The 25,959-nt window shown below is 40.3% G+C and carries 28 protein-coding genes and 1 tRNA gene; 19 read left to right on the top strand and 10 right to left on the bottom strand.

What is annotated here, in order from left to right; all coding sequences use genetic code 11:
• From ACP5NR_RS03220 to secF, 9 genes are all read left to right on the top strand, one after another.
• The coding region (locus ACP5NR_RS03220; RefSeq protein ID WP_428005964.1) for a hypothetical protein at positions 1–339 on the top strand (339 nt) is incomplete at its 5' end.
• A gap of 182 nt (positions 340–521) precedes the next feature.
• Positions 522–1,724, top strand: coding sequence for an NAD(P)/FAD-dependent oxidoreductase (locus tag ACP5NR_RS03225; protein ID WP_428005077.1), 1,203 nt, complete (start codon positions 522–524; stop codon positions 1,722–1,724).
• A gap of 46 nt (positions 1,725–1,770) precedes the next feature.
• Positions 1,771–2,427: an N-acetylmuramoyl-L-alanine amidase family protein gene (locus tag ACP5NR_RS03230; RefSeq protein WP_428005076.1), complete on the top strand. Its 657-nt coding sequence runs from the start codon at positions 1,771–1,773 to the stop codon at positions 2,425–2,427.
• A 41-nt stretch (positions 2,428–2,468) separates the two neighbouring features.
• Positions 2,469–4,382 (top strand): threonine--tRNA ligase, encoded by a 1,914-nt coding sequence (thrS, locus tag ACP5NR_RS03235; protein ID WP_428005075.1) that lies wholly within the window; start codon positions 2,469–2,471, stop codon positions 4,380–4,382.
• A 1-nt stretch (position 4,383) separates the two neighbouring features.
• Complete coding sequence (locus tag ACP5NR_RS03240; RefSeq protein WP_428005074.1) at positions 4,384–4,791, top strand: hotdog domain-containing protein; 408 nt, start codon at positions 4,384–4,386, stop codon at positions 4,789–4,791.
• Complete coding sequence (locus ACP5NR_RS03245; protein ID WP_428005073.1) at positions 4,788–5,615, top strand: 3-keto-5-aminohexanoate cleavage protein; 828 nt, start codon at positions 4,788–4,790, stop codon at positions 5,613–5,615. The genes ACP5NR_RS03240 and ACP5NR_RS03245 overlap by 4 nt, the downstream gene beginning before the upstream one ends.
• A 21-nt stretch (positions 5,616–5,636) precedes the next feature.
• Positions 5,637–6,059 carry a preprotein translocase subunit YajC gene (yajC, locus tag ACP5NR_RS03250; RefSeq protein ID WP_428005072.1) on the top strand — a complete coding sequence of 141 codons (423 nt, stop codon included), beginning with the start codon at positions 5,637–5,639 and terminating at the stop codon, positions 6,057–6,059.
• A 30-nt stretch (positions 6,060–6,089) separates the two neighbouring features.
• Positions 6,090–7,526 (top strand): protein translocase subunit SecD, encoded by a 1,437-nt coding sequence (gene secD, locus ACP5NR_RS03255; RefSeq protein ID WP_428005071.1) that lies wholly within the window; start codon positions 6,090–6,092, stop codon positions 7,524–7,526.
• Complete coding sequence (secF, locus tag ACP5NR_RS03260) at positions 7,523–8,452, top strand: protein translocase subunit SecF (RefSeq protein ID WP_428005965.1); 930 nt, start codon at positions 7,523–7,525, stop codon at positions 8,450–8,452. The genes secD and secF overlap by 4 nt, the downstream gene beginning before the upstream one ends.
• 57 nt (positions 8,453–8,509) lie before the next feature.
• Here the strand turns inward: secF and ACP5NR_RS03265 are convergent, their stop codons facing one another.
• From ACP5NR_RS03265 to ACP5NR_RS03310, 10 genes are all read right to left on the bottom strand, one after another.
• Positions 8,510–9,760: an ABC transporter substrate-binding protein gene (locus ACP5NR_RS03265; RefSeq protein WP_428005069.1), complete on the bottom strand. Its 1,251-nt coding sequence runs from the start codon at positions 9,758–9,760 to the stop codon at positions 8,510–8,512.
• 39 nt (positions 9,761–9,799) lie between these two features.
• The gene (gene coaE / locus ACP5NR_RS03270) at positions 9,800–10,396 is read right to left on the bottom strand and encodes a dephospho-CoA kinase (RefSeq protein ID WP_428005966.1); all 597 of its coding nucleotides are present in this window, start codon (positions 10,394–10,396) and stop codon (positions 9,800–9,802) included.
• A gap of 62 nt (positions 10,397–10,458) precedes the next feature.
• The gene (gene nuoF, locus ACP5NR_RS03275; RefSeq protein ID WP_428005067.1) at positions 10,459–12,072 is read right to left on the bottom strand and encodes an NADH-quinone oxidoreductase subunit NuoF; all 1,614 of its coding nucleotides are present in this window, start codon (positions 12,070–12,072) and stop codon (positions 10,459–10,461) included.
• Positions 12,069–12,551, bottom strand: a complete 483-nt coding sequence (locus ACP5NR_RS03280) for an NAD(P)H-dependent oxidoreductase subunit E (protein ID WP_428005066.1) — start codon at positions 12,549–12,551, stop codon at positions 12,069–12,071. Before ACP5NR_RS03280 ends, nuoF begins: the two co-directional genes overlap by 4 nt.
• Positions 12,552–12,598: 47 nt before the next feature.
• Positions 12,599–12,686 (bottom strand) — tRNA-Ser (locus ACP5NR_RS03285).
• A 258-nt stretch (positions 12,687–12,944) separates the two neighbouring features.
• Entirely contained in the window at positions 12,945–14,135 is a 1,191-nt protein-coding gene (locus tag ACP5NR_RS03290) for an ABC transporter ATP-binding protein (RefSeq protein ID WP_428005065.1), read from the bottom strand.
• Between the two features lie 2 nt (positions 14,136–14,137).
• Complete coding sequence (locus tag ACP5NR_RS03295; RefSeq protein WP_428005064.1) at positions 14,138–14,392, bottom strand: type II toxin-antitoxin system Phd/YefM family antitoxin; 255 nt, start codon at positions 14,390–14,392, stop codon at positions 14,138–14,140.
• Positions 14,393–14,446: 54 nt separating this feature from the next.
• Positions 14,447–15,511, bottom strand: coding sequence for an ABC transporter permease (locus ACP5NR_RS03300; protein ID WP_428005063.1), 1,065 nt, complete (start codon positions 15,509–15,511; stop codon positions 14,447–14,449).
• Positions 15,512–15,515: 4 nt separating this feature from the next.
• Positions 15,516–16,697, bottom strand: coding sequence for an ABC transporter permease (locus ACP5NR_RS03305; protein WP_428005062.1), 1,182 nt, complete (start codon positions 16,695–16,697; stop codon positions 15,516–15,518).
• Positions 16,694–17,608 (bottom strand): ABC transporter ATP-binding protein, encoded by a 915-nt coding sequence (locus ACP5NR_RS03310; RefSeq protein WP_428005061.1) that lies wholly within the window; start codon positions 17,606–17,608, stop codon positions 16,694–16,696. Before ACP5NR_RS03310 ends, ACP5NR_RS03305 begins: the two co-directional genes overlap by 4 nt.
• Positions 17,609–17,823: 215 nt before the next feature.
• On the opposite strand from ACP5NR_RS03310, the gene folE2 reads away from it, so the two are divergent.
• From folE2 to ACP5NR_RS03360, 10 genes are read left to right on the top strand one after another with little or no spacing between them, the layout of a single operon-like run.
• Positions 17,824–18,603 (top strand): GTP cyclohydrolase FolE2, encoded by a 780-nt coding sequence (gene folE2, locus ACP5NR_RS03315; RefSeq protein ID WP_428005990.1) that lies wholly within the window; start codon positions 17,824–17,826, stop codon positions 18,601–18,603.
• Positions 18,600–19,586, top strand: a complete 987-nt coding sequence (amrS, locus tag ACP5NR_RS03320) for an AmmeMemoRadiSam system radical SAM enzyme (RefSeq protein WP_428005060.1) — start codon at positions 18,600–18,602, stop codon at positions 19,584–19,586. Before folE2 ends, amrS begins: the two co-directional genes overlap by 4 nt.
• Complete coding sequence (locus ACP5NR_RS03325; protein ID WP_428005967.1) at positions 19,556–20,599, top strand: FAD:protein FMN transferase; 1,044 nt, start codon at positions 19,556–19,558, stop codon at positions 20,597–20,599. The genes amrS and ACP5NR_RS03325 overlap by 31 nt, the downstream gene beginning before the upstream one ends.
• Positions 20,589–21,104 (top strand): Gx transporter family protein, encoded by a 516-nt coding sequence (locus tag ACP5NR_RS03330; RefSeq protein WP_428005058.1) that lies wholly within the window; start codon positions 20,589–20,591, stop codon positions 21,102–21,104. The genes ACP5NR_RS03325 and ACP5NR_RS03330 overlap by 11 nt, the downstream gene beginning before the upstream one ends.
• 19 nt (positions 21,105–21,123) lie before the next feature.
• Complete coding sequence (locus tag ACP5NR_RS03335; RefSeq protein ID WP_428005057.1) at positions 21,124–22,140, top strand: FAD:protein FMN transferase; 1,017 nt, start codon at positions 21,124–21,126, stop codon at positions 22,138–22,140.
• On the top strand, positions 22,106–22,537 hold the full coding sequence (locus ACP5NR_RS03340) for a NusG domain II-containing protein (protein ID WP_428005056.1): 432 nt from the start codon (positions 22,106–22,108) through the stop codon (positions 22,535–22,537). Before ACP5NR_RS03335 ends, ACP5NR_RS03340 begins: the two co-directional genes overlap by 35 nt.
• Positions 22,538–22,547: 10 nt before the next feature.
• A complete protein-coding gene (locus tag ACP5NR_RS03345) occupies positions 22,548–23,105 on the top strand; it encodes a Maf family protein (protein ID WP_428005055.1) in 558 nt (185 codons plus the stop codon).
• A 28-nt stretch (positions 23,106–23,133) separates the two neighbouring features.
• The gene (locus ACP5NR_RS03350) at positions 23,134–23,610 is read left to right on the top strand and encodes a FeoA domain-containing protein (protein ID WP_428005054.1); all 477 of its coding nucleotides are present in this window, start codon (positions 23,134–23,136) and stop codon (positions 23,608–23,610) included.
• The gene (gene feoB / locus ACP5NR_RS03355; protein ID WP_428005053.1) at positions 23,607–25,529 is read left to right on the top strand and encodes a ferrous iron transport protein B; all 1,923 of its coding nucleotides are present in this window, start codon (positions 23,607–23,609) and stop codon (positions 25,527–25,529) included. The genes ACP5NR_RS03350 and feoB overlap by 4 nt, the downstream gene beginning before the upstream one ends.
• A gap of 1 nt (position 25,530) precedes the next feature.
• On the top strand, positions 25,531–25,896 hold the full coding sequence (locus ACP5NR_RS03360; RefSeq protein WP_428005052.1) for a hypothetical protein: 366 nt from the start codon (positions 25,531–25,533) through the stop codon (positions 25,894–25,896).
• The last annotated feature ends 63 nt before the right edge of the window (positions 25,897–25,959 follow it).

Raw genomic sequence — 25,959 nt, forward strand, 5'->3', positions numbered from 1 at the left:
CTATCAAATGAGATAAGAGATTCAGCGAATGATAGACAGGTCAGAATAAAATCAATTACGATTTTATTCGGAGATGTTGCGGGTACATGGTTGTACGTCGCAATGTTTGCTTTTCAATTCATTCTGTTGTTTTACATGATCCTGATTCAAAAAATTTCTTTGCTGGGATTGGTTTCTTTACTTTCGATACCTTTTTATTCGATGATTATAGTGAAACTTTTCTCAAAATCTTATGGTAAAATAGACGGTAAAGCGATCATGAATATAGATATTTCAAGTTCTAATGCAATGCTCATCTTTGGAATCGGTTTGATAATCGGGCTTATAGGCAGAACTTAGAGATTGGGGAAAAAATAGTGACGCGTGATCGGTGATCGGCAAATAGCACATGGCAAATAGCATATGGCAAATAGCATATGGCAAAAACAAAACAGTGACGCGTTGAAAAAGACGGACGGAGGCGGAGAGTACAGGATGCCCTCTCGATGATTAGGAATTTAAAGTTGATGTGGAGGTGTTTTATGGCCAAAAGCGTAATAGTCGTTGGAGGCGGGTTTGCGGGAGTTGAATTTGTCCAAAGATTGTCTAAAAAACTATCTTCGAAAGATGTTGAAATTAGACTCTTTGAAAAAGAAGGCGATCAAACTTTCAGAACTGAAATACATAAATTTGCCTGCGAAAGGATAACTTTAGATGCTATCAAAATACCTTTGAAACGGATATTACCCTCTACCGTAAAATTTGAAAATGCCGAAGTTAAGAAAATCGATTTGCAAAACAAGAAAGTTTTCACGGATAAATCATACGATTACGATTTTTTGGTCGTTGCCGTTGGCAGCGATCCCAATTTCTTCGGAATTCCTGGCATGAAAGAAAATGCCCTATCTTTCTGGACTTTAGAGGATGCACAAAGGATAAACGATCATGTGAAAAAAATCTTTGAAAATGTCAAAAACATCAAAGATCCAAATGAAAGGCAAAAGATGCTAACGTTTGTCGTCGGCGGTGGCGGGTTTACAGGTGTTGAACTCATGGGAGAATTGATGGAGTGGATCGACAAACTTTCCAAAATAAACGGAGTTGACAGAAAATCCGTGAAATTAATGATAGTCGAAGCCTTGCCGAGAATTCTTCCAAACATAGAAAAAGTTGAAGTTGTGAATAAGGCCATCGAATATATGAAAGAATATGGTGTTGATGTTAGAACGAATTCAATGATAACAAACGTTTCGGCGGATGGACTGACTCTTAAAGCCGGTGAATTTATACCGACGAAAACGCTTATATGGTCAGGTGGAGTTCAAGGCTGTGCCTTTACCAACCAACTTGATCTCAAAAAGGATAAAAGGGGAAGAATCATCGTAAACGAATATATGGAAACATCTGATCCAAATGTTTACGCGATAGGCGATGTGGCTTCTTACGTCGATAAATCTAACAAGCCTATGCCAGGACTCGTTGAATCTGCCATGCAATCTGCCGATGTTGCCGCAAACAACATCATCGTTTCGATAAAAGGCGGAGCAAAGCAAGCACTTGACCTGAAATTGCACGGGAACATAGTTTACGTTGGGAAAAGATACGGGGTTGCAAACATAAAATCTCTTGGGACTTTTGCCGGATATAGAGCCATCCCGATGAAACATCTTGTGAACATGCAGCACATGTTTCATGTCGGAGGTTTTGGCCTTGTCATGAAATATCTTAAGGATCAGGTTTTTTGAATTTGTGGTATGATCTTTCCGTCTGACAACGGGAGGTAAATATAACTTGAAAAAAATTATTGTGCCGGTGATTTTTTTGGTTGTTTTTTCGATTTCGATTTCTTTTGCGTCTTCTACAACTTCTACTGCCACTTTCATGAATGTACTTGCCGGGAAAATCATAGTTCTTGACCCCGGTCATGGAGGGGTAGATACGGGAGCCATAGGGCCAACCGGATTGCTTGAAAAAACCATAAATCTCCAGGTTGCCCTCGATCTTGCAAGCATACTAAAGGTTCAGGGTGCAAGTGTTTACCTTACAAGGGCAACTGACGTGTACGTTTCTCTTCAAGCAAGAATAGCGCTTGCCAACAACCTTCATGCTGATCTTTTCTTATGCATGCACCACAATTCGATAGAAGGTGCTCCCGATATAGACAGGCCTCAGGCTTTTTACTGGAGCACAACGGACACTTCCGAACTTGCGGCAAAAATTTTTCTTGAAGCATTTGAGAATTTCACCGGAGTTCAGGGTGATCTTATTCAGGAAGAATATTACGTGCTCCAATATGCACAGGTACCCGCCGTTTTGATAGAACCGTTCTTTATGTCAAACCCCGCAAGAGAAAAATGGCTTGAGAATCCGATCAACATATGGAAAGAAGCGCTTGTATACGATAACGGCGTTTTGAAATATTTCAAAACGATATCGAATGGCTCATGATATGATATAATATCGAAAAACGATCTAAGAAGGTGGATCTTTTGGCGAAGTTGATTTTTGAAGGAAAATCTTACGATGTAAATGAAGGGGTATTAAAAGAACTTTTAAGAGAAAATCATCTTGATTCAAAGATAGTCGGAGGTTCTGTCGGGAAAACACTTGTGGATCTTTTTCATACGGTTGAAAAAGATGAAGTGATCGATCTTTTCACGATGGAAGATCCGAAATCTGCTGAACTTTACAGGCACACTATGAGCCACATAATGGCTCAGGCGATAAAACGCCTTTACAAAGATGCGAAATTTGCCATAGGCCCAACGATAGAGAACGGTTTTTACTACGATATCGATGTTGATGTGCCTTTAAACGAAGAGGAACTAAAAAAAATAGAGACAGAGATGAAGCAAATCATCAAAGAAAACCTTCCTCTCGAAAAAATTACCATGAGTTCGGATGAGGCTATCAAATATTTCGAGTCTCAAAAGCAACCTTACAAAGTTGAGATAATAAAAGACATCGGTGATTCTTCCGTTACACTTTACAAACAGGGAGAATTTGTGGATCTTTGTCGCGGTCCTCATATTCCGTCCACCGGAATGGTTAAAAACTTCAAATTGCTCAACGTTGCAGGTGCATACTGGCGCGGAGACGAAAAGAACAAGATGCTTCAAAGGATCTATGGAACGGCCTTTTACAAAAAAGAAGACCTTGAAGGTTATCTCAAAATGCTTGAAGAGGCCGAAAAACGTGATCACAGAAAGTTGGGACCTCAACTTGACCTTTTCTCGATTCATTCCGATGTTGCACCCGGCATGGTTTTTTTCCATCCAAAGGGCACAACGATAAGGCGCGAACTTGAGAAATATTGGAGAGAGGAACACAAAAAGGCCAATTACGTTGAAGTTGTTACTCCGATGGTCATGAATGAAACGTTGTGGAGACAATCAGGCCACTGGGATCATTACAGAGAAAACATGTATTTCACGGAAAAAGAAAATCAAATGTATGCCATAAAGCCGATGAATTGCCCCGGCCATATAATGATATACAAATCTCAAACGAAAAGTTATAAAGATCTGCCGCTGAGAATGTGCGAACTTGGTACGGTTCATCGTTACGAAAGGAGCGGCGTTGTTCATGGTCTCTTCAGAACGCGTGCTTTTACTCAGGATGATGCGCATATATTTTGTACTCAAGAACAAATTGAAGATGAGATAAAGGGTGTCATATCACTTGTTGATAAAACTTACAAACTTTTCGGATTTCCTTACAAGGTCGAACTTTCAACAAGGCCCGAAAATTCTATGGGTTCAGACGAAATATGGGAGATTTCCACGAGTGCCCTTAAAAACGCGCTTGATCATGTTGGCCTTGATTACCAGATAAACGAAGGAGATGGCGCTTTTTACGGGCCAAAGATAGATTTTCATGTTAGAGATTCGATAGGAAGAACATGGCAATGTGCAACGATACAACTTGATTTTCTGATGCCAGAGAGATTTGAAATTTCTTACGTCGGTCCCGATAATCTTGAGCATAGACCTGTCATGATTCACAGGGTAATATACGGATCGATAGAAAGATTCATAGGAATTCTCATAGAACATTACGCAGGAGCCTTTCCGACGTGGATTGCCCCGATTCAAGTTATGCTTTTACCGATATCTGACAAACACCTCGAATATTCCAGAAACATTTTAAGAATGCTTGACGAAAATGGAATAAGAGTCGAGATTGACGATAAACCGAGAAAGATAAGTTACAAGATAAGAGAGGCACAACTTCAAAAGATACCTTACATGCTCGTTATAGGAGATAAAGAAGTCGAAAATGAAAGTGTGGCTGTAAGACTGAGAAGTGGCAAAGACCTTGGCGATCTTAAAGTTGATGAATTCATATCCAAAATTTCTGAAGAAATAAAAAGCAGAAGTCAAAATTCGATTTATGGGGAATGAAATGGCATACGAGGATTGGGATAAACCTTCTATAAGGATAAGAATCTCTGAATCAGATGTGCATTACGCAGGAGGGCTTGTTGATGGTGCCAAGATGATGCAACTTTTCGGGGATGTTGCAACTGAACTTTTGATAATTTCGGATGGAGACGAAGGACTTTTCAGAGCATACGATGCCGTTGAATTTTTGGCGCCTGTTCATGCCGGAGATTACATAGAAGTTTATGGCAAGATAAAAGAATTGGGAAAGACATCAAGAAAAATGTATTTTGAAGCGTACAAAGTTATTGCACCTGTTGAGGGACAGGCAGGAGCGTGCGATGTGCTTGCAAATCCTTTACTTGTTGCAAAAGCAAGCGGAACATGTGTTGTGCCTTTTGAAAGGCAAAGGAAAAGTCAAAGCGTATGAGTGCCGATAAGTTGATCGTTACCGCAGCCATTTGTGGCGCAGAAGTTACGAGAGAACAAACGCCTTACATTCCTTTAACGCCTGAAGAAATAGCAAATGAGGCTTTTTTGTCTTACAAAGCGGGTGCTTCAATAGTTCATCTTCACGTAAGGGACAAAGCAGGAAAGCCCACGCAAGATGTTGAGGTTTTCAAAAAAGTCGTTGACCTTGTAAGGACTAAATGTCCTGAGTTGATAATTCAGGTTTCGACGGGCGGAGCCGTCGGCATGACACCGGAAGAAAGGCTTCAATCGATATATGCGGGGCCGGAAATGGCATCTTTAGATACAGGAACAACGAATTTTGGAGATGAAATTTTCGTAAACGATATGCCTCTTATACGGCATTTTGCATCCAAAATGGCTGAAATTAACGTGATGCCTGAATTCGAATGTTTTGAATTAGGCCATGTTTCAAATGCGTTAAGAGTCGTGAAAGAAGGTATAATAAAAGGTCATCTGCATTTTGACTTTGTTCTGGGCGTCCCGGGCTCATGTCCCGCAGATGTGAGAAATTTGATACGTATGGTTGATTCAATTCCTGAAGATGCCACATGGACTGTTTCTGGCATTGGCAGGCACGAGTTTGAAATGGCTATGCTTGCCATTTCGATGGGTGGTAATGTCAGGGTTGGACTGGAAGATAACATTTACCTGTCAAAAGGAGTTCTTGCGAAATCGAACGCTGAACTTGTTGAAAAAGTTGTAAGAATCGCAAAAGAATTAGGTCGTGAAATTGCCACTCCAATGGATGCAAGAAAAATTTTGGGTATAAAAGATTCTTAATTGAAAGGAGGAATAATTCAAGTGCTTGACAAAATCGTATTGGCCGCAGCTCCAACTTCATCTGCTCCTCAATCAACTACACCAACAACGGGTGGGGGAGATACAGGGATATTGACAATGATAATTTGGCTTGTGGTTATCGTTGCGATCTTCTATTTTCTGCTGATTTTCCCACAGAGAAGACAGAAAAAGAGTTTTGAGAATTTAATGAACAATCTTAAAAAAGGAGACACAGTTGTTACAGTTGGAGGAGTTATTGGGAAGGTAACGGATATAAAGAACAACACGGTAAAAGTGAGAACCGGAAATACCGAAATGGAAGTCACAAAAAGGGCAATTTCATCCGTTATCAAAAGCGATAGTTCTGACTCTTCTGAAACTAAAAATAACGGAGATTCAAAAGATATCGATCAGTCAGAACCAAAAGATCCAACTGAAAAATGAGTGGAGGTGAATGGGCCTTAGGCCTTTTTGATGAGATACGGTAGAATAAGGGCGGTAGTAGTACTTGGTGTTTTATTCGTTGTAATGTTCTTTCTGTTCTATCCAATGAATCCTTCCAACACAGGCTTATTTGCCAACATACCTCTGGGACTGGACATAAAGGGTGGATCTTTGCTTGAATACACTTTTTCAGGTAATGTTACTCCAGATACCGCAAATCAGGTTGTGACGATTCTCAGACGAAGGCTTGATGATGCCAATTTCACGGAAGCAAATGTTGCCAGTCTTGGAAATAACGGTATAAGGGTTGAAATTCCTGGTATAGACAATCCACAACAGGCTGAATCTTTGATAGGTCAAAGAGGAGAACTTTATTTTGCTCAGGTACTCGACACAGTTCAGTCGTCTGTTCAGCCGGCTCCAAAGATAGGTCTTCAATATGCGGGCGCTCAATGGCTTAAAACATCAGATCCGAGCGCACCTCCAAACACATGGTATCTTGTGAACAAAAACATTCAGGTGGGTGCCGGAACGCTTCAATTAAGCGGAAGTGATGTTTCAAATGCTGCCGCGGCCATGAACACGTCAAATGGCGGATGGGAAATAGACCTTTCTTTTGGTACAAAAGGATCACAGAATTTTTATCAGATAACTCAGGCTCTTGTGGGAAAACCACTTGCCATAGTGCTTGATAATTCTGTTTTAAGCGCCCCAGTCGTCCAGCAGGCAATACAAGGTGGTCATGCCCAGATAACGGGAAATTTCACCTATCAGCAAGCGCAGGAACTTGCTGCTCTTATACGCAGCGGTAATTTACCTGTAACTTTGAATCTAAGTGAGGAACAGACAGTTGGGCCAACCCTTGGTGCAGATGTCGTACGAACGAGCATAATCGTGGGATTGATAGGAATGGCAATAGTCCTTGCATATATGCTTGTGTATTACGGACCGTTGATGGGTATGGTGGCAGATCTTGCACTTGTTTATAACGCATTCTTTGTGCTTGGCATGCTTGCACTTACCCACGGAATTCTCACTCTTCCGGGTATGGCAGGTATCATTCTTACCATAGGAACAACGGTAGATGGTAACGTCATAATTTTTGAGAGAATAAAAGAAGAGATGAGAACAGGCAAAACCTCTAAAGCATCTATAACAGCTGGCTTTACAAGATCAACGGCAGTTATACTTGATGCAAACATAACAACCTTGATAGTTGCCTTTGTGCTTTATTATTTCGGTACAGGATCTATAAGAGGTTTCGCAGTTACCCTTACGATAGGTATAATCGGAACGATCTTCACATCTTTGGTCTTTTCAAGGGTTTTGATGGATCTCATTGCTCCTGTCGTTAAAAACAAATACCTCCCATTAACATCAAATGCCGGACAGGTTAAACCTGTCGAGTCCAATCAAAAAAACATAACTTCTAATAACAAAAATAAAAAGGGAGGTAATCAACGATGAGAAAGATGATAAATTTCGTCGGACCAAGGTATATATTCATCGGTATATCTTTGGCTGCCATAGCGCTTTCTATCGTTTTTATACTCGTAAAGGGATTTGATTTCGGAGTTGATTTTGCAGGTGGCACTATGATAACGGCCTCTTTCAGCAAGCCTGATCTGTCGATTGCCGATGTTAGAAGCATTTTTTCCAAAGCAGATCCTGCCTTTACGAATGCGAGCATAATTAAACTTACGTCTATGACCGCAAATGGCACGACTACCCAAAAATCGCTTTTTGATCTCACGGTAAAACAATTTTACAGTGCAACCGCAAGGGCAAAATTAAACGCAGATGTTCAAAGCGTTGCAAATAAACAAGGGTTGCAAACTAATTTTGAATCTTTTGAAACGGTTAGCGGTTACGCGGCGGCAGGTTTGAGACAGTCGGCGATATGGGCATCTGTGATCGTTATGATAATTTTGCTTATATACATAGCCATAAGATATCAGTTTATCTTCGGTGTCGGTGCACTGGCCTCTCTTGCTCACGATTTGATAATTACGGCCGGACTTTACTCGATGTTCTGGATAACCTTCGATAGCACAGTCGTTGCCGCATTGTTGACCTTACTTGGATATTCGTTGAATGATACAGTCGTTGTCTATTCAAGGATAAGGGAAAATTTGAAAAAGATGCATGGCAAACCAATCGATGAGATAATAAATGTCTCCATAAACGAAACGCTTTCAAGGACTATAAACACATCTTTAACAACTTTCATAGTGGTCTTCACCTTGTTCCTCTTTGCGAGTTCAACTTTGAGACCATTTGCCTTTGGAATGAGTTTTGGAGTCATAACCGGTACATATTCTTCTATATACATAGCAAGTCCTGTTCTGATAGGATGGCTTTCAAGAAGAAGAAAGGCTGTGGCAAAAAGATAAATACAATTTTACAAACAAAAAAAGCCCCTTTCGGGGCTTTTTTGATTTTCAATTCAATCATTGACCAAGCAGATCTTTTGTAACTTCTTGCTGGGCAAGTTGCAAGGCCTCCTGTGGAGTTTTCTTGAAGAACATTGCGTCTGAAACGAGAGTCCCAACATCATTTCTTATCTGGCTCCATGCGGCAATTCCCGGATCAGAGGAACCATAAGGAATTTGAGATACAAGTATGTTGGCCATAGGATTGGATGCCGCGTAATCCTTCCATGCCTGAGTTTCTACCGCGCTCTTGGTAACGGGGAGATATCCGGTCTTTATTGCCCAGAATGCCTGAATTTGAGGACTCAGCAAAAATTTTACGAATTCCCATGCGGCTTGTTGCTCTTCTGTTGTTGCGGTGTTAAAGATGGCGAGGTCTGTTCCTGCAAATGGTGGAGCCTGCGTCTTCCAGGCCGGAACTGGTGCTATAGTCCATGAGAATTTACCTCCGACGCTGTTTGCCGTGTAGGAAAGTCCTGCCGATGTGTCTATGTACATCGCTATTTGACCATTTCCAAATGGACCGTCCAAATATCCACCCTGTCCAAGTACATCACCGCTTTTTATCATGTTTACAAGTGTTTGAAGTGTTTCAAGCGCAACAGGCGTATCCAAAGTGGCTTTTGTGTAATCCGAATTTATAAAATCGGCTCCATTTTGTCTTAAGAAAATTTCGTAGGTATCTACAGTGGTTCTCAGGCCAAGGGCATATTGGATAACCTTTCCGGATGAATCCTTTATAGTCAGGAGCGGAAGATCGTTTATAAGTTCTGGGACGGTTTTCGGAATACTCACGCCCGCAAGGGCCAGAGCATCTTGGTTGACAAACATTATGTATATTGATTTGTTAAAAGGCAAAGTGTAAATTTTTCCGTTCCACGTGTTAGCCTTTAAAAATGGTTCCCAGATATCATTTAATTGACTCTGAGAAAGTCCAATTTGTGGGTTATCTATGAAGGTTTGCATTGGTTGAATGACGTTTGATTTCATCAAAGCAGCGGTCCAGTTTGAGTAAACCTGACTGATGGTGGGTAGTCCGCCACCGACGGCACTTGCAAGCAGTTTTTCCTGTAACGTTGAATAACTTCCAACGTATATGGCCTTTACTTCTATGTTTGCGTGCTGGGAATTGAAGGTATCAACTATCTGAGTTAGCGTTTTACCAAGGTCTCCACCCATTGATTCCCAGAAAGTTACAACCGTCTTTGAAAAGATCATGCCGGTCATCAACACAGATATAGCCAGCATCACTACGAGAACCCTTTTCATCGGTGATCCCTCCTTTTTTGATATGTTCCAGCCTTAGCCTTATATTTTACCACACCAAGGTTTCTTATTCAACATTTCAAAGATCTGATCAAAAGTTCGGTTGATATCACCGGAGGTATCAACAATCAAATCTGCCCTTTTTAAATACTCTTCTCTTTGCATTTGAGAATGTATTCTTTTAAGTGCTTCTTGATAATTAAGGTGATCTCTTAAGATCATTCTTTGAATTCTCATTTCGTCGGGGCAGTCTGCAACTATTACAAAATCGACGCATTTATCCAGTCCCATCTCGAACAAAACTGCAGCCTCTACGAATATTTCGTCATTTACAATTGCGAGTTCTTTAGCCTGATTCAAAATTTCATCTGTTATTTTTTGATGTGTTATTTCATTAAGTTCTCTTAACTTATCTTTATCCGAGAAAACAATTAAACCGAGTTTTTTTCTGTCAACGTTTCCATCTAAATCTAAAACATCGCCAAAATGTGCAATGATTTGCGCTTTAACATCTTCGCGATCAAGTACTTCATGACCAATCACATCTGCGTCTATAACTGGATAGCCAAGACTTCTTAGATACCTTGAAATAACACTCTTACCTGTTGCAATTCCTCCGGTTATCGCTATCAATTTCACATGAAAATTATACCACAAACAAAAATGGCCTTAAAAGGCCATTTTTGTGAATTGCGTTTTAATCAAACTTTTGTTTTTGACTTTACTTTTTCAAATTCACAAACACCGACAGGGCATGCACTTGAACCTATGTGAGCCAAGAATTCATCTTTGAAATTATCGTACAAACTCAAAATTGGCATGTTAACGGATTGACCAAGGCCGCAGAAAGAAGAATCGGATATTTCCTGTGCAAGATTTTTTATCCTGTCAATGTATTCTAACTTTCCCCGTCCTTTGGATATCTCATCCAAAAGTGTGTACAATTCTCTTGTACCCTCGCGACATGGTGTGCATTTTCCGCAAGACTCATGCATGTAAAATCTTGCAACCTTTTTTGCTATATCCACAGCACAATTTCTATCGTCTATGACAAGCACTGCTCCGGATCCAAGTGATATTCCATCTTTTATCGATTCGTAATCAACTGGAATATCAAGTTTGTCGGGAGTAACGAAGGTGCCCGCTGTACCGCCCGTTTGAATCGTCTTGATATTTCTTCCGTTTGCAACTCCGCCGCCAAAACCGTATATCACTTCTCTAAGCGTCGAACCCATCGGAAGTTCGGCAACGCCTTTGCTGTTTATGTTGCCTATCAAAGAGAAAACTTTCGTTCCTTTTGATCTTTGAGTTCCATACGCTTTGAAAGCATCAGATCCGTTCAAAATTATCCATGGAACGTTTGCAAAAGTTTCAACGTTGTTTATAAGAGTCGGCTTGCCGTAAAGTCCGTGTTCTGTTGGATAAGGAGGCTTTAGCCTTGGTCTTCCAACCTTTCCTTCGAGAGATTCCATGAGAGCCGTTTCGTCACCGACGACGTATGCTCCCGCTCCCGGCCTTATACTTATTTTAAATGAAAAATCACTTCCGAAAATGTTTTCTCCGAGTAATCCGGCATTTTCGGCATCATCTATGGCTTTTTGAACTTTTTGAATGGAATTGTAATATTCTCCCCTGATGTAAATATATCCAAGTTGTGATCCTACGGCATATCCCGCTATGGCCATGGCTTCTAAGACGGAATGAGGATCTCCTTCGAGTATAAGCCTATCTTTGAATGTGCCCGGTTCTCCTTCATCCGCATTGCAAAGGATGTATTTTTTATCATTTTGTGATTTTAAAGTCATTTCCCATTTAAGGCCTGTTGGAAATCCGGCACCGCCTCTGCCTCTAAGGCCAGAATCCTTTATGATATCTATTATCTCCGTTTTTTTCATCTTCAATGCACGATAAAGTGCAACGTACCCATCACGACCTATGTATTCCTCAATGCTGTTTGGATCTATCAATCCTACATTTCGAAGTACTATTCTCGTTTCTTTCAATTTAGAAGTATCGGCGGGTGTAAGTTTTTCTCTGTCAACCAAAAATTTTGGCACACTTCTTCCCTTTAAAAGATGTTCTTCAAAGATTTCTTTGAGATCATCAATTGAATTGACGATGTAATAGACATCATCGGGAAGAATTTGAAAAACAGATCCTTTTCCGTAAAATCCGAAACTACCGGTTTCAATTATTTCGATTATATCTGAAAGGTTATACTCGTTAACGAGGTTCTTCATAGCATCTTCGTAAGACTTAGCGCCATTAAGCAAACTGTTTGAATCCATTGAAAAAAGTATCGTCATCGCTTTCATGATTTTTCACCTCTGTATTTTTGCACGATATCTTCTATCTTCTCGACCGTTAAATTGCCATAAGTATCACCGTCGATCATCATGACAGGTCCGACTCCGCATATTCCAAGGCACGAAGTGGTTTCAAGCGTGAAAAGACCGTCTTTTGTCGTTTGCCCAAAATCGATATTCAAAACTTCTTTGAGTTTTTTTGCTATTTTAGGACCCTCAATGACATGACATGGTAAACTTTCACACAGTCTTATAAGATGTTTTCCTCTCGGTTTTGTCGAATACATGCTGTAAAAAGTCGCAAGTTCGTATATTCTTTCAACTTTAACGTCTAATTCGTCAGAGATCACTTTTGCCGCTTCAAGAGGTATTGAATTGTCGAAAAGTTCCTGTGTAGCATGAAGAGAACTCAAGATCATATCGCCTTTTTCAAGTTGATGCGATTCCATCTCTTTAATTCTTTCCTTGAGAATCTGAACTTTGTCCATTTTTCACCCTCCGCTCGTGATTTTTTTAACATGATGATTTTAAGTAATGGCGGAGGTGCTGGGACTCGAACCCAGAAGGCACGTAGTGCCACCGGTTTTCAAGACCGGCCCCTTAGCCGATTCGGGCACACCTCCGTCTTACAAGTAATTTTAACATTTTTTATGGTACTTAATCAAGTTTACGAATAACTTACGATCTTGCCCTCACTCGTATGATATACTAAAATTCTTTTAAAAGTGAAGTACAAAACTCACTTCAGGGCGGAGGGCAGGGTATCCTTGAGGTGGCCGACGCTGTAAAGCGAGGACCAGACACCGAGGAGATACCTGCCGGAGCCCACACTTCACAATCAAAGTTGAATCGTATACATGCAAGTGTGTGATTTTCATTATTTACTTCTGCTCGGCAACCTGATTTTTCCCGTTGTCTACTTTGGCTGCTTTGCTCTGGGTCATTCCGTGTACAAGTTTTTCTTTTGTTATTATGGCTTTTTGTGTTTGTGGATCAAATGCCCTCATCATCGACATGTCAAAGACAAGGTCCATTGATTGATCGATTTGGGCTTCCGTTTTTGGATCTACGGATGCGACTATTAAATCGTTTCCAACTCTTGCGTGGAGCATTGTCTGATTTCCGAGAGGTTCTATTATATCCACTTTGACGCTAACGGTGTTTTCTGGTTTAGCGGCAACGGCAAACATCTTATCGTAAATGTCTTCTGGCCTTATTCCGAAGATGATCTCTTTGTCTTTGTAATCTCCAAGTTCTTCTTCATAAATCGTTGGAACTTTTACAACGGCGTTGTTGGGTAATTTAACCCACATGGCATTGTCTTTCCACAGAACGGTCGCTTTTAAAAAGTTCATCGAAGGAGAACCTATGAAACCGGCAACAAAAACATTGTCCGGATAATGATATATATCAAATGGTGTACCTATTTGCTGAACGACTCCGGTACTCATAACGACTATTTTGTCAGCCATCGTCATGGCTTCTACCTGGTCGTGAGTAACGTAAATCATCGTGGCATTGAGTCTTACGTGAAGTTTTTTAAGTTCGGATCTCATCTGAACTCTAAGTTTAGCATCTAAGTTTGAAAGAGGTTCATCGAACAAGAAAACCTTTGGGTTTCTGACTATGGCACGGCCAACGGCAACACGCTGTCTTTGACCTCCTGAAAGTTGCTTTGGCTTTCTATCGAGGAACTCTTCTATGCCAAGAATTCTGGCGGCTTCTTTGACTCTTCTGTCTATCTCGTCTTTTGGGAAATGTCTTAATTTCAGCCCGAAAGACATATTTTGGTAAACGTTCATGTGAGGATAAAGCGCATAGTTCTGAAAGACCATCGCTATATCTCTATCCTTTGGTTCGACATCGTTTACAACTTTGTCCGCAATTTTAACCGTTCCTTTGGTAATTTCCTCAAGGCCCGCTATCATTCTAAGCGTTGTAGTTTTTCCACAACCTGAAGGACCAACCAAAACACAGAATTCCTTGTCCGCGATGTTCAAATTAGCATCTTTCACCGCTTCAACTTTCTTCTCGTAAACCTTCCAGACGTGCTCAAGAATCACATCTGCCATTTCTACACCTCCTGATCATCTTCAAGCATTTTTTCAACAGGATCTTCAGGTATGCCTTCTCCCACGTCAAGCGTGTATATGTCTTTGACTTGCTCTAAAAAATCCATGATCTTGACATACCTTTCGTAATTCAAAACACTTGCTTCCGGTACTCCGTTTTTCGTTATGATAACATCTTGATGCTTCGCCTCAGAGAGCAATTTCGAAAGTTCTGCTTTTGCTTCCGCAACATTGTAAAATTTGAGTTTGTTAAGCATGATATCACCTTGACTATGATTATAGTCATATTTTGGATCAAAGTCAAGTGCTATTTACTTTCTTTCAAGTTTTAAAATTTCCATTCCACCAAAGAAGATCATTGCAAGACCACCGGCGATAAAAACAGCCGTTAAGATCACAAAATCTTGATAATGCATCGCTTCTATTCCCAGCGTGTATCTAAGGCCTTGAGAAAAATAGGATATCGGAAGCATTTCCGAAATTATCCTCATGTAAGGGGGCATTATAGAGTAAGGGAAAAACACGTCGGAAAAAAGCATCATCGTTATCGAAAGAATCGTCGAGATGTTCAATATGGTCCATAGGTCTCTTGAAAGTAAAGCAAAGATCACGCCTATTCCAAGAGAAAGTATCACACCGCCTGAAATGAAAATAAGAAAAGCGGGCCAATTTATGCTGTACGAAGTTGAAAATATGATTTCAGAAAGCACAACCGTCACGGATGCGGCTATCAAAGATGCTATGAACCTAACAATTGCAAGAGAAAAGAAGAAAAGGCCTCCGTTTAAGGGTGTTACCTCCAATCTTTTTAAAACCATGTTTTGTCTGTAATTGCCTGCAATTATTGCCATACCAAAGATTCCCGCTATGGTTATGGCTATGGCGACAACACCCGGAACTATGAAACCAATCACGGTTAAGTTGCCACTTTTAACGGATAACGATTTTATCTGGATGTAAGGTTTAACATTTGAAAGTGCATTTACAACGCTGCTTGATATCACATCCTGAAGAATTTTCAAATAATTGTTGTACTGTCCAAAAGATTGGTTGTAAACGAAGGTAAAGACGTCTTTGTCAAAAATTATACCCATTTGAACTTTTCCGCTATTCAAAAGATCGTTAAGATCGTCAACGCTTTTTGCAAAAACAAATTCGATTCCCGTACCTGAAGAAGCCTTGGTCATAGCATTCTGAATGGCGGATGAAGAGGAGAAAGCAGCGATTTTAACGTTAACTCCCGTTGTGCTTCCAGACAATCCCTCTATTACGAAACCGAGGATCAACATAAGAAGAATCGGAAGTACGAAAAACATCAAAACAGCCTGGCGATCTCGAATGAACATTCTAAAAGATTTACCGATGAAAGTTTTCAACAAATCACTTTCTTTCGGCTGCCCTTTTTGTAAGGGCAAAACCCATCGATATGATAAACCACAATCCCGGAATAAAGATGTTCATCCACATCGGAGACGGTGATTGAGAAACTCTCAAAAATTCACGCATGGCATTTGTCGCATACCAAAGGGGGTTAGCGTAGACAAATATCTTTATGTACCATGGGAGGTTGAAAAGCGGAAAATATATACCGGCAAGAAATTCAAGTGGTAAATTTATAACGCTTGAAAGCGCACTTACAGCAACTGCACTCGAAACAGCCACCCCAACTGCAAATCCGATTGCCGTGTAAACGGCGCAGGAGAAAAGATAATAAAAGAAAGCATCTAAAGAAAAAATATCAACACTTGCCTGCATAACAAAAATCGCAAAAAGTGCAAGACCTATGTATTGAATCACCATTACCGCTATTCTCGAAAAAGTGAAGCCAAAGAAAAAACTCGCTGGATTCATGGGAGTCGATGAGTATCTTCTCATCACCCTGTTGCTTCTTAAAAAAGACAATTTTGGAGCAACTAAAAGCAATCCCGTTGTAAATGGTGCTATAACAAGGATACCTGGGGTGACAAAATCGGTGTAAGATGGAGCACTCATGATTCCTCCGAGAATTTCATCTTTTACAACAACCGACGAGATTTTTTGTCCAAGTGTGCCTGCAAAGAAAGCGTTTATTTTTCCCGCAAGGCCTTCAATCATTCCTTCCGCAAGGCTTGAAGAGGCCCTATTTGGAACGTAAAAAACATCAAGTGTTGCAGGCGGAAAGTTCATGTTAAGTTTTGAAAGTAAAACAGACCTTGCGATGGAAGAATCGAAGTCTTTGGGTATAACGATCAAAATATCGGCATCCGAATAAAGTACTTTTTTGATCGCCGAATTTTCTTGATCGGGGCTCATTTCTGTGAGTGTGAAGACCGCATTTTTGCTCGGAGATGACATTGACTTTACTATATCCACGATTCTGTTGGAAAAGTCAAAACCAGATGTTCCCGCCTCATTTATAAGTATTATTCTGAAATTAAGCGCCCCATTTGTTCCGAGATTTGAAAAAGCCAGAATAAGTAAGACAAGCAAAAGCACCGGAAATATGACAACCCAGAAGATGGACCTTCTATTTCTTACATCTGAAAGTAGATGAAGTTTGAAAAATTTCCAGAATGCTTTCAATCTCTTAGACCCCTTCCGGTCAAAGATAAAAAAACATCCTCAAGGGTGGGTTCAACGAGCGAAATGTCTGTTATGTTGAGATTGAATTTTTTTGACCATTCTACGATTTCTTCAAGAGTTTTTGTTATGTTATCCGTTTCGATCCTGAAATGATCATCGACGACACCAACGTGTAAATTTAAGTCATCAATTATCGATTGAGATGGACTGTGATCGCATCTGAAATCTATTTCGCTTTTCCCACCGTAATTTTTTACAAGATTTTTGGGTGTGTCCGAAACTATTATTTTTCCTCTGTCTATGATCGATATTCTATCGCAAAGTACCTGTGCTTCTTCCATGTAATGGGTCGTGAGGAAGATCGTTTTTTCTTCTTTTTTAAGCATCTTTATGAGTTCCCAGACAGATTCTCTTGATTGGGGGTCAAGACCAACTGTCGGTTCATCAAGGAATATTATCTCAGGATCGTTTACCAGAGCGGTTGCTATCGCAAGACGCTGACGCTGACCACCTGACAAATTATCCGTGTAGTCATCGGCTTTTTCCTCTATTCGAACCATTTTGATTATTTCTTCCGGAGACTTGGCGTTTTTAAAAAAAGAGGCAAAAAGTTCGATTATTTCTTTAACTTTAAGATGATCGAGAAAGCGCGTTTCTTGAAGCACAACACCTATTTTTTCTTTTACATGAGGTGGAATAGCACCACTTATCTTTTCCGAAAAGAAGGTTATTTCACCTTCGCCCGGCTTTCTAAGCCCTTCCAGTATCTCAACGGTAGTCGTTTTGCCTGCGCCATTAGGCCCTAAAAAACCAAAAACTTCGCCCTTGTAAAGCGTTATGTCTATTCCTTTTAAAGCCTCAAAATGACCGTATTTTTTTCTAAGTCCTTTTACCTCGACTATCTTTTCCATATCCTCACCGCAAAATAAATTATATACTAAATTGTCTTTAAAGTGAAGGGTAAAAAACGGCGTATGGCGAGTAATCGGTAATGATTAAGCAGTCAAAGGCAAAAGGTGATCCTTGACGAACTCGAGGATGACAAGCGGGGCGGAGAGGATGATGCGTGAAAAATGGTATAATTGAATTGTTTCTATCGAAAGGAGCAATGAGTTTGAAGAAGCACCTGCCGGATGTGCAAAGTCAAAAAGACTTAAGGAATGTGTACATAGACAAAGTGGGAATAAGTGACATAGTCTACCCGATAGTCGTTTTGGACAGAGAAAATTCATATCAAAGTACAGTTGGCAAGATAAACATGTATGTCGATCTACCGGAGGATTTTAGGGGCACTCACATGAGCAGATTCGTTGAAGTACTTAACAACCATAAAGGGAAAATGACTATTCAGAATATGGAAAAAATCCTTGACGACATGAGAGAACACCTAAAGTCTGTAACAGCGCATTTCGAAGTCGAATTTGATTACTTTGTCATGCGTAAAGCACCTGTTTCCAAAATAGAGAGTTATACTCCTTACAAAGCCAAGTTTATATGTGAAAAAAATGATAATTTCGATTTTATACTTGAGGTTATTGTGCCTATTCAAACACTCTGTCCTTGTTCAAAGGAGATAAGCGCGCGTGGTGCACATAATCAAAGGGCAAAGGCCGATGTCTCCGTCAGAATGAGGCACATCGTTTGGATAGAAGATCTCATAGATGTGGCTGAAAGTTCGGCATCTACCCCTCTTTTCACGCTTTTAAAACGTGAAGATGAAAAATACGTGACTGAAAATGCTTACGACAATCCTAAATTCGTCGAAGATGTCGTTAGAGATATTTCTTTAAAACTCGAAGATGACGATCGTGTTGTCTGGTACAACGTAAAGGTCACAAGTTACGAGTCGATTCACACGCATAATGCTTATGCATGTCATGAGAAATGGAAGGATCTGAAAAAATGAGGGAAGCCCTTTTTTTCGAGATTCTGAAGGACGATAAAGTAAGATGCGATCTGTGTCCTCACCATTGTGTGCTGAAAAATGGTCAGGTTGGAATATGTGGCGTGAGAAAAAACATAGAAGGAGCACTTTATTCTCTTAATTACGGTCAAATTTCAGCCATTTCGGTAGATCCCATCGAAAAGAAACCCCTTTTTCATTTTCATCCAGGAAGTGAGATACTCTCGGTAGGCAGTTGGGGATGCAACATGTCATGTCCATTTTGTCAAAATTGGGAAATATCTCATGCCATTCCGCATGTCAGAGACTTTTCTCCAGAACAACTGGCTTCTCTGGCCAAAGATCATAACTCTTTTGGAATAGCCTACACCTATTCCGAGCCGGTTGTATGGTTTGAATATGTGCTTGACTGCGCACGTGCCGCCATGAAAGACGGACTTAACAACGTGCTTGTAACAAATGGCTTTATAGAAGAAAAGCCTTTCAAACTTTTGACTCAGTACTTTTCTGCCATGAACATCGATGTCAAATCATTTAATCCTGAATATTACAGAAAGGTGCTCGGAGGTCAGCGTGATGTTGTCATGAAAAATGTTGAAACTGCTCAAAAAGCGGGCATTCATGTTGAGATAACGACATTAGTCGTACCGGAAGATAACGATTCTGAAGAAGAGATAAAAGGTATTGCCGAATGGTTAGGATCGATAGACAGATCAATTCCTCTTCACCTTTCACGGTACTTTCCCAATTACAAATATGATAGGCCACCAACGGATTTGGATGATCTTGAGAAATTGTGGCATGCTGCTAAAGCATATCTTGATTACGTTTATGTTGGTAACGTACTGGGCATGCACGAAGATACGATTTGTCCCAAATGTGGTAAGACCGTTATCGAGAGAAACGGATATAACGTGAATATCGTAGGGCTTGATGAAGAAGGGAGTTGTACAAATTGCGGCTACCCGATAGCGATAAGAAAATGAATTTTTTATCCATAAGAGTTACAATTATAACTCTTTCCATTTTACTCATAATCGCAATCGTGATCTTTGTGGTTTTTTGGAAAAAGCCCCCACAATACTACGTCCAATATGGTGTCGCTTTAGGAACCAACGTTACCATCTCTTACGCAACCGGAAGAGGGAATGCACAGCAGGTAGTCGAAACGATGTTCAAAGAGTTAGACAACATAAACAACATTTTCAATCCATGGCTCCCGAATTCCGAACTTTACAATTTGAATCATTCAAATGGTCAGTGGACTCAGGTTAGTCCTGAACTACTTGATGTTTTGGAATATTCAATTCAGATCGCGCAAAAAACAGACGGCAATTTTGATCCGTCTATAGGAAGACTTGTGAATCTTTGGGGATTTAACTCAACCGATTCTCGAAACTGGCACTTGCCTTCATCGAGCGAGATCGCCAACATTTTACCTCACGTGGGTTATCAAAACGTTCAATTTGACGGGAACAAGGTAAGACTTTTAAACGGCGTATGGATAGATCTTGGGGGCATAGCGAAAGGTTATGCGGTTCAATTGCTTGTTGAAATGGCAAAGGAAAACGATCCGAATTCCACGGGATATGTGGATATAGGCGGGGATATAGGAATAATAGGACCGAAATACGGCAATCAGCCATGGGTCATAGGTGTCAGAAATCCACGCGGAACTTCCAACGATGCCTTAACGTACGTCAATCTTTACAGAGGATACATAGCGACATCGGGAGATTATGAACGCTATATAACCGTCGGTGGAAAGAGATATTATCACATTATCAATCCCAAAACAGGATATTCAGATAATTATTTTCAATCTGTAACAAGCATATCGGATAACGGAATGCTTTCAGATGCTTTTGGAACTGCAGCCATGGTGGCAGGGCCGAATGATATCAGTCAGTGGGCAGAAGAGTTGGGTATTGGTTACTTTTTAATTTACGAAAACGGTCAAATTCAAAACAACACACTCTGGAATGAATATGCGAAATGACGAATACCAAAAGATAAGCAAGAAAATAACAACCTACGGCATGCTCATAGCGGTAGGGGCAGCGATATATATTCTTGAGAGTTATGCTCCTTTTCCTGTACCTATTCCGGGAGCCCGGTGGGGATTTTCTAACATGGTGGTGGTCTATGCCCTGTCAGATACTCCGCTTTCTTGGCTTATCGTGCTTACAATCGGAAAATCGCTTATAGGAAGTTTACTCGGGGGAACTTTTCTTGCGCCCACCTTTTTGATGGGATTTGTCGGATCGATAGGATCGACCTTTGTGATGTATCTTTCTTTTTGGTCATTCAAAAAAGCCGGATTGATTTTTCACAGCACGGTAGGTGCTTTGTTAAACAACCTTATCCAGGTTTTGATAGGAGTTCAAATAGTTGGAACGTGGGCCATCATGTCTTATCTGCCTTACATGGAAATAATAGGAATTTTTTCAGGAATAGCCAACGCAATCGTCGCCGGCGTGCTTATCAAAAGAATAAAGTCTTGAAAATGAAAGGAAGATTCTAATGAGAAAACGCAACATCATAATACTTATTTTCACGGTGGTAATCGTGGGAAGTGTTATAGCATCTATCTTTCTTACGAAAGTTCCGCCAAAATATTACACCCGTTACGGCGTTGAACTTGGTACCAACGTTGAAATATCTTACGCCACGAGAAAAGGAAATGCTAAAGAAATTGTCGATAAAATGTTCAGTGAGTTTGATGAATACGATCGCATTTTCGATCCCTGGATTGCCGGATCCGAACTTTACAACCTCAACCACTCAAATGGAAAATGGGTCAAAGTTTCTCCGGATTTACTTTATGTTATAAAGGCATCGATGAATTTCGCCCAACTTACAGATGGCACCTTCGATCCCACCATAGGAAGGCTTGTTCCTTTATGGGGTTTCAACACAGACAACACAAAATCCTGGCATTTACCGACTTCTGATGAAATACAGGAATCTTTAAAACATGTTGGCTACAAAAACGTTGAGATAAACGGAAATGAAGTAAGACTTTTGAACGGCGTATGGCTTGATCTTAACGGAATGATGGAAGGATACATAGATCAGATGCTGATAGACATGGCTAAACAAAATGATCCAGAATCTTCAGGATTTGTAGATGTTGGCGGTACGGTTGGAATAATAGGGCCAAAATACGGTAATCAACCGTGGATAATTGGAATTCAAAATCCAAGGGGAAATTCGAATGATTCTATAGCTTACGTTAAACTTTACAGCGGCTATGTTGGAACGTCCGGAGACTACGAAAGATACATAATTGTCGATGGCAAAAGATATTACCACATATTCGATCCAAAAACCGGTTATTCCAACGACTATTTTGAATCTGTAACCACCGTCTCGACCAGATCGATATTTTCGGATGGCTTTGGGGTATTTTCCATGGTTGCGGGACAATCCGCGATGGAGAAAATGGCTTCTAAATTGGGAGTCGCGTATTACGCGATAAACGAACAGGGCCAGGTAATTAAAAATGAAGAATGGCAAAAATACGAATACAAACCGTAAAATATTTTCAAAATGGGATCTCATCCTGCTTATTTTCTTAATAGCGGGTTTCGGATTGTGGATTGGCTTCAGACAATTTGCCCCGGCGGCCGCAAAAGCAGTTGTTTTGCTTGATGGAAAACTGTATGAAGTCATACCATTGAATAAAAATGCATACTACAAAGTTTACAGAGGAGATACGTATCTCATGACACTTGAAACAAAGCCGGGATCCATAAGAGCGACCTATTCAACAAACTGGATCTTTCCGGAGACCGAGACAAATCAGGTGAGTGTTGCGACGGGATGGATATCCAAAGAAGGTGAAACTATAATAAGCATTCCAAACAAGATAGTCGTATACACGGAAGGCACGAAAGAAAAAACCACCTACGATGCAATGACTTTCCAAAATTGAAGGTGATAAGATGATAACTTTAGCATCCTCTTCTCCAAGAAGAAAAGCATTGATTCAAAAAATTTTCAAAGAAATCGAAGTTGTACATCCCAACGCAGATGAATCGATTTTAGAAGGTGAATCAGCACGCGAAATGGTGCTAAGACTTTCGAGAATAAAGGCTGATTCAATACAACGTGATAACATCGTGCTTGCGGCAGACACAACCGTCGAAATTGACGGGATTATTCTCGGAAAACCGGAAAATCCGGATGATGCGGTTAGAATGCTTAAAATGCTGTCGGGTAAATGGCACACGGTTTACACAGGCGTTTGCATAAAATACAAAGAAGAAAAAATCAATTTCATCGAATCAACAGATGTGAAGTTTTACGATCTTGACGATGAAACAATAAGAGCATACGTCAAAACAGGTTTGCCTCTTGACAAAGCCGGTGCATATGGCGTTCAGGAAGAAATGGGAATGATACTCGTCGAAAGAATAGAAGGAGATTTTTTCAACGTTGTGGGATTGCCGATTTCAAGGATATGGTGGGAGATGAAGAAAAGAAGGATGTTTGACATTTAAATCCCTCTATGATAGAATCTTATTGAGATTGATTCTCAATAAGGAGATGGTCGGAATAATATCCCTTGATATATGTCCCGAAAATACACGTTGCATTTTGATCGAATCTGATCTTTCTGATTCTTTAAAATCAAAACTCATGAGTTTGGGATGGCTCCCCGGTCGTGAAATAAAAGTTATAAGAAGGGCTCCATTCGGAGATCCAACCATTTATCTTGTTGACTCAACGGAAATATCTCTCAGGCAAGACGAAAGTAAGATGATAAAGGTTGAACCACTTTATCCCGCACCGCTTTCTGTCGTACCGAAAGGCACTTACGTAGTTTTGAATTTCACGGCAGGAAAATTTTTCTCCGATAAGGTTAGAAATTTGGGAATTGAAATCGGAAAAGAAATCCAGGTGCTTTCCGATCCTTCTAATTGTAAAATTTTGATCATGGCAAACGGGAAAAAACTTTTAATAGGTCATGGAATGGGGCAAAAAATCCTGGTGAAGGTGCGATGAAAGAAATAACCATTGCTCTAATGGGAAATCCCAATGTGGGGAAAACATCGCTTTTCAACGCACTTACAGGTGCTCATCAATATGTGGCAAACTGGCCGGGTGTTACGGTTGAAAAAAAGACGGGCATTTTAAAATGGAAGGATTACAACGTGAATGTTGTGGACCTTCCGGGCATATACACGCTGAACGCAAAAAGCATCGATGAACAGGTTGCCCGTGATTACCTCGTTAATGAAAAACCGGATGTCATCTTCAACATCATTGACGGTACGAATTTAAGGAGAAACCTCTATCTTACGATTCAGATAATAGAAACAGGCATAAAGACAGTTCTTATTGTGAACCAAATGGACGAGGTTAAAAATCTTGATATAAAAATAGATACGCGTGAACTTTCAAAAAGGCTTGGCATACAAGTCGTTGAAACGATCGCCACAAAGGGAATAAACGTTGACGATTTAATGAAGTTTGTCTTTGTTCAGAATGAAAAGACAAAATACATGATATATCCCGATGACCTTGAAAATAAGTTTTCATCTATTCAAGATTTGATTTCGAAGAATCAAAATCTGCGATCTTTTCCTTCACGATGGCTTTCAATCGCTTTAGAAGAAAAAGACTCGTACGCGATGTCGATTGCCCAGAAAGCGGGAATAAACTTAGTCAACTTTTCAGATAAAGATATACCTTTGAAAATAGCAAAAGCGAGGTATGACTTCATCGATTCGATAGTAAAACAGATTGAGGTCAGGCCAAAAGAAATGTGGACTCTGACAGATGCGCTTGATCACGTTTTTACGCACAAAGTTCTCGGTATACCCATCTTCATTTCCGTGATGTGGATGATCTTCGAATTCACCTTTTCAGTTTCCATGCCGCTTAGCGATCTTTTAAGCAAAGGGTTCGATACACTTGGGAGTTACGCACATTCTATACCGGGCTGGTTTGGATCTTTCATAGGAGACGGACTTATATCGGGAGTCGGATCTGTGCTTACCTTCGTTCCGTTGATCTTTTTTCTCTTTTTCTCTATGGGAATTCTCGAAGATTCCGGTTACATGTCGAGAGCGGCCTTTTTGATCGACAGGATAATGCACAGGTTCAAGTTAAGCGGAAGAGCCTTTATTCCTTTGCTTTTGGGTTTTGGTTGCAACGCTTCGGCCATAATGACAACCAGAACTCTTGAAGGAGAAAAAGAAAGGCTTGTTTCGGTACTTATAAATCCATTTGCCACGTGCAGCGCGCGTCTTCCGATTTACGTTGTTTTATCGGCGGCCTTTTTCGGATCGCTTGGAGGTTTTGCGATCTTTTCTATTTATTTGATAAGCATATTTGTTGCTCTTACGATGGCAGTTGTGTTCAATTTCATACTTAAAAACAAAGAAAATTCTCCATTCATAATAGAGATGCCGAGATACAAATTGCCAACCGCCAGAGGTCTTGGAATATACACATGGTCAAGAGGAAAACATTTTTTAAAAAAGGCGGGAGGTATAATTCTCGGAGCCACCGCGGTTGTCTGGCTCCTTTCAAATCTCCCTCCGAATTCATCAATTGGAAATTCTTTTGCCGCACAAATAGGAAAAACTATCTCTCCGATTTTAGCACCTCTTGGCTTTGACTGGCACGTGACTTTATCTTTGATCTTTGGAGGCGTTGCAAAGGAGGTCACGGTTACCACTCTTGGAACTTTTGCAAATGGAAATATTGAATCCTTCTTACCGACGATTTTAAATCCGGTTACCGCTTACGCACTTATGCTTTTTGCTTTGCTTTACATCCCGTGTGCCGCAACTCAGGCAACGATGAAAATGGAAACGGGCAGTTACAAATGGCCTATTTTTTCGGTCATTTGGAGTCTTTCCCTTGCTTACGCCACCGCTTTTGTCTTTGAAAAAATAGCCTATCTGGTGATTTGATATGTTCAAATTGATGATTTTAGCATCCTTCGGATATGCGGTCTTGACCATTTTTATGGTACTTTCTCGGGATTACATGGATGCTTTTGTCGCTTTAACGATAACCCTCATCTTCATTTTCGGGCTTTCCGATGTGCTTAACAACAAAAAAAGTGGAACCGCCCATGCGATAACAGGCAGCATCATAGGACTTATTTTTGAAACTTACTACGTAATAGCACTTTTGGCAGCGGCCTTTGATGACCTTATAAACAACGGCACTTTTGAATTCAAACCGTTGTCGAATTTTTTTATAGCCATGGTGCTTTTCGTTTTTAATTTGTACCTTTTCTTTCATCTGAGAGTTGAATTTAAAAATAAAAAGTGAATTTGTTTTGACGCAATTTGAGGGGTTGATTTTCCTTGATTTGAAATGATAATATATGATATG

The organism is Athalassotoga sp. (genome assembly GCF_049965695.1).
GTDB lineage: Bacteria > Thermotogota > Thermotogae > Mesoaciditogales > Mesoaciditogaceae > Athalassotoga.

Excerpts from the sequence above, each read along its gene's own strand:
- ACP5NR_RS03225 (WP_428005077.1), top strand. The coding sequence starts at position 522 with ATGGCCAAAAGCGTAATAGTCGTTGGAGGCGGGTTTGCGGGAGTTGAA.
- ACP5NR_RS03240 (WP_428005074.1), top strand. The coding sequence starts at position 4,384 with ATGGCATACGAGGATTGGGATAAACCTTCTATAAGGATAAGAATCTCT.
- ACP5NR_RS03245 (WP_428005073.1), top strand. The coding sequence starts at position 4,788 with ATGAGTGCCGATAAGTTGATCGTTACCGCAGCCATTTGTGGCGCAGAA.
- secD (WP_428005071.1), top strand. The coding sequence starts at position 6,090 with ATGAGATACGGTAGAATAAGGGCGGTAGTAGTACTTGGTGTTTTATTC.
- secF (WP_428005965.1), top strand. The coding sequence starts at position 7,523 with ATGAGAAAGATGATAAATTTCGTCGGACCAAGGTATATATTCATCGGT.
- ACP5NR_RS03265 (WP_428005069.1), bottom strand. The coding sequence starts at position 9,760 with ATGAAAAGGGTTCTCGTAGTGATGCTGGCTATATCTGTGTTGATGACC.
- nuoF (WP_428005067.1), bottom strand. The coding sequence starts at position 12,072 with ATGAAAGCGATGACGATACTTTTTTCAATGGATTCAAACAGTTTGCTT.
- ACP5NR_RS03280 (WP_428005066.1), bottom strand. The coding sequence starts at position 12,551 with ATGGACAAAGTTCAGATTCTCAAGGAAAGAATTAAAGAGATGGAATCG.
- ACP5NR_RS03290 (WP_428005065.1), bottom strand. The coding sequence starts at position 14,135 with ATGGCAGATGTGATTCTTGAGCACGTCTGGAAGGTTTACGAGAAGAAA.
- ACP5NR_RS03295 (WP_428005064.1), bottom strand. The coding sequence starts at position 14,392 with ATGCTTAACAAACTCAAATTTTACAATGTTGCGGAAGCAAAAGCAGAA.
- ACP5NR_RS03310 (WP_428005061.1), bottom strand. The coding sequence starts at position 17,608 with ATGGAAAAGATAGTCGAGGTAAAAGGACTTAGAAAAAAATACGGTCAT.
- amrS (WP_428005060.1), top strand. The coding sequence starts at position 18,600 with ATGAGGGAAGCCCTTTTTTTCGAGATTCTGAAGGACGATAAAGTAAGA.
- ACP5NR_RS03330 (WP_428005058.1), top strand. The coding sequence starts at position 20,589 with ATGCGAAATGACGAATACCAAAAGATAAGCAAGAAAATAACAACCTAC.
- ACP5NR_RS03335 (WP_428005057.1), top strand. The coding sequence starts at position 21,124 with ATGAGAAAACGCAACATCATAATACTTATTTTCACGGTGGTAATCGTG.
- ACP5NR_RS03340 (WP_428005056.1), top strand. The coding sequence starts at position 22,106 with ATGAAGAATGGCAAAAATACGAATACAAACCGTAAAATATTTTCAAAA.
- ACP5NR_RS03345 (WP_428005055.1), top strand. The coding sequence starts at position 22,548 with ATGATAACTTTAGCATCCTCTTCTCCAAGAAGAAAAGCATTGATTCAA.
- feoB (WP_428005053.1), top strand. The coding sequence starts at position 23,607 with ATGAAAGAAATAACCATTGCTCTAATGGGAAATCCCAATGTGGGGAAA.
- ACP5NR_RS03360 (WP_428005052.1), top strand. The coding sequence starts at position 25,531 with ATGTTCAAATTGATGATTTTAGCATCCTTCGGATATGCGGTCTTGACC.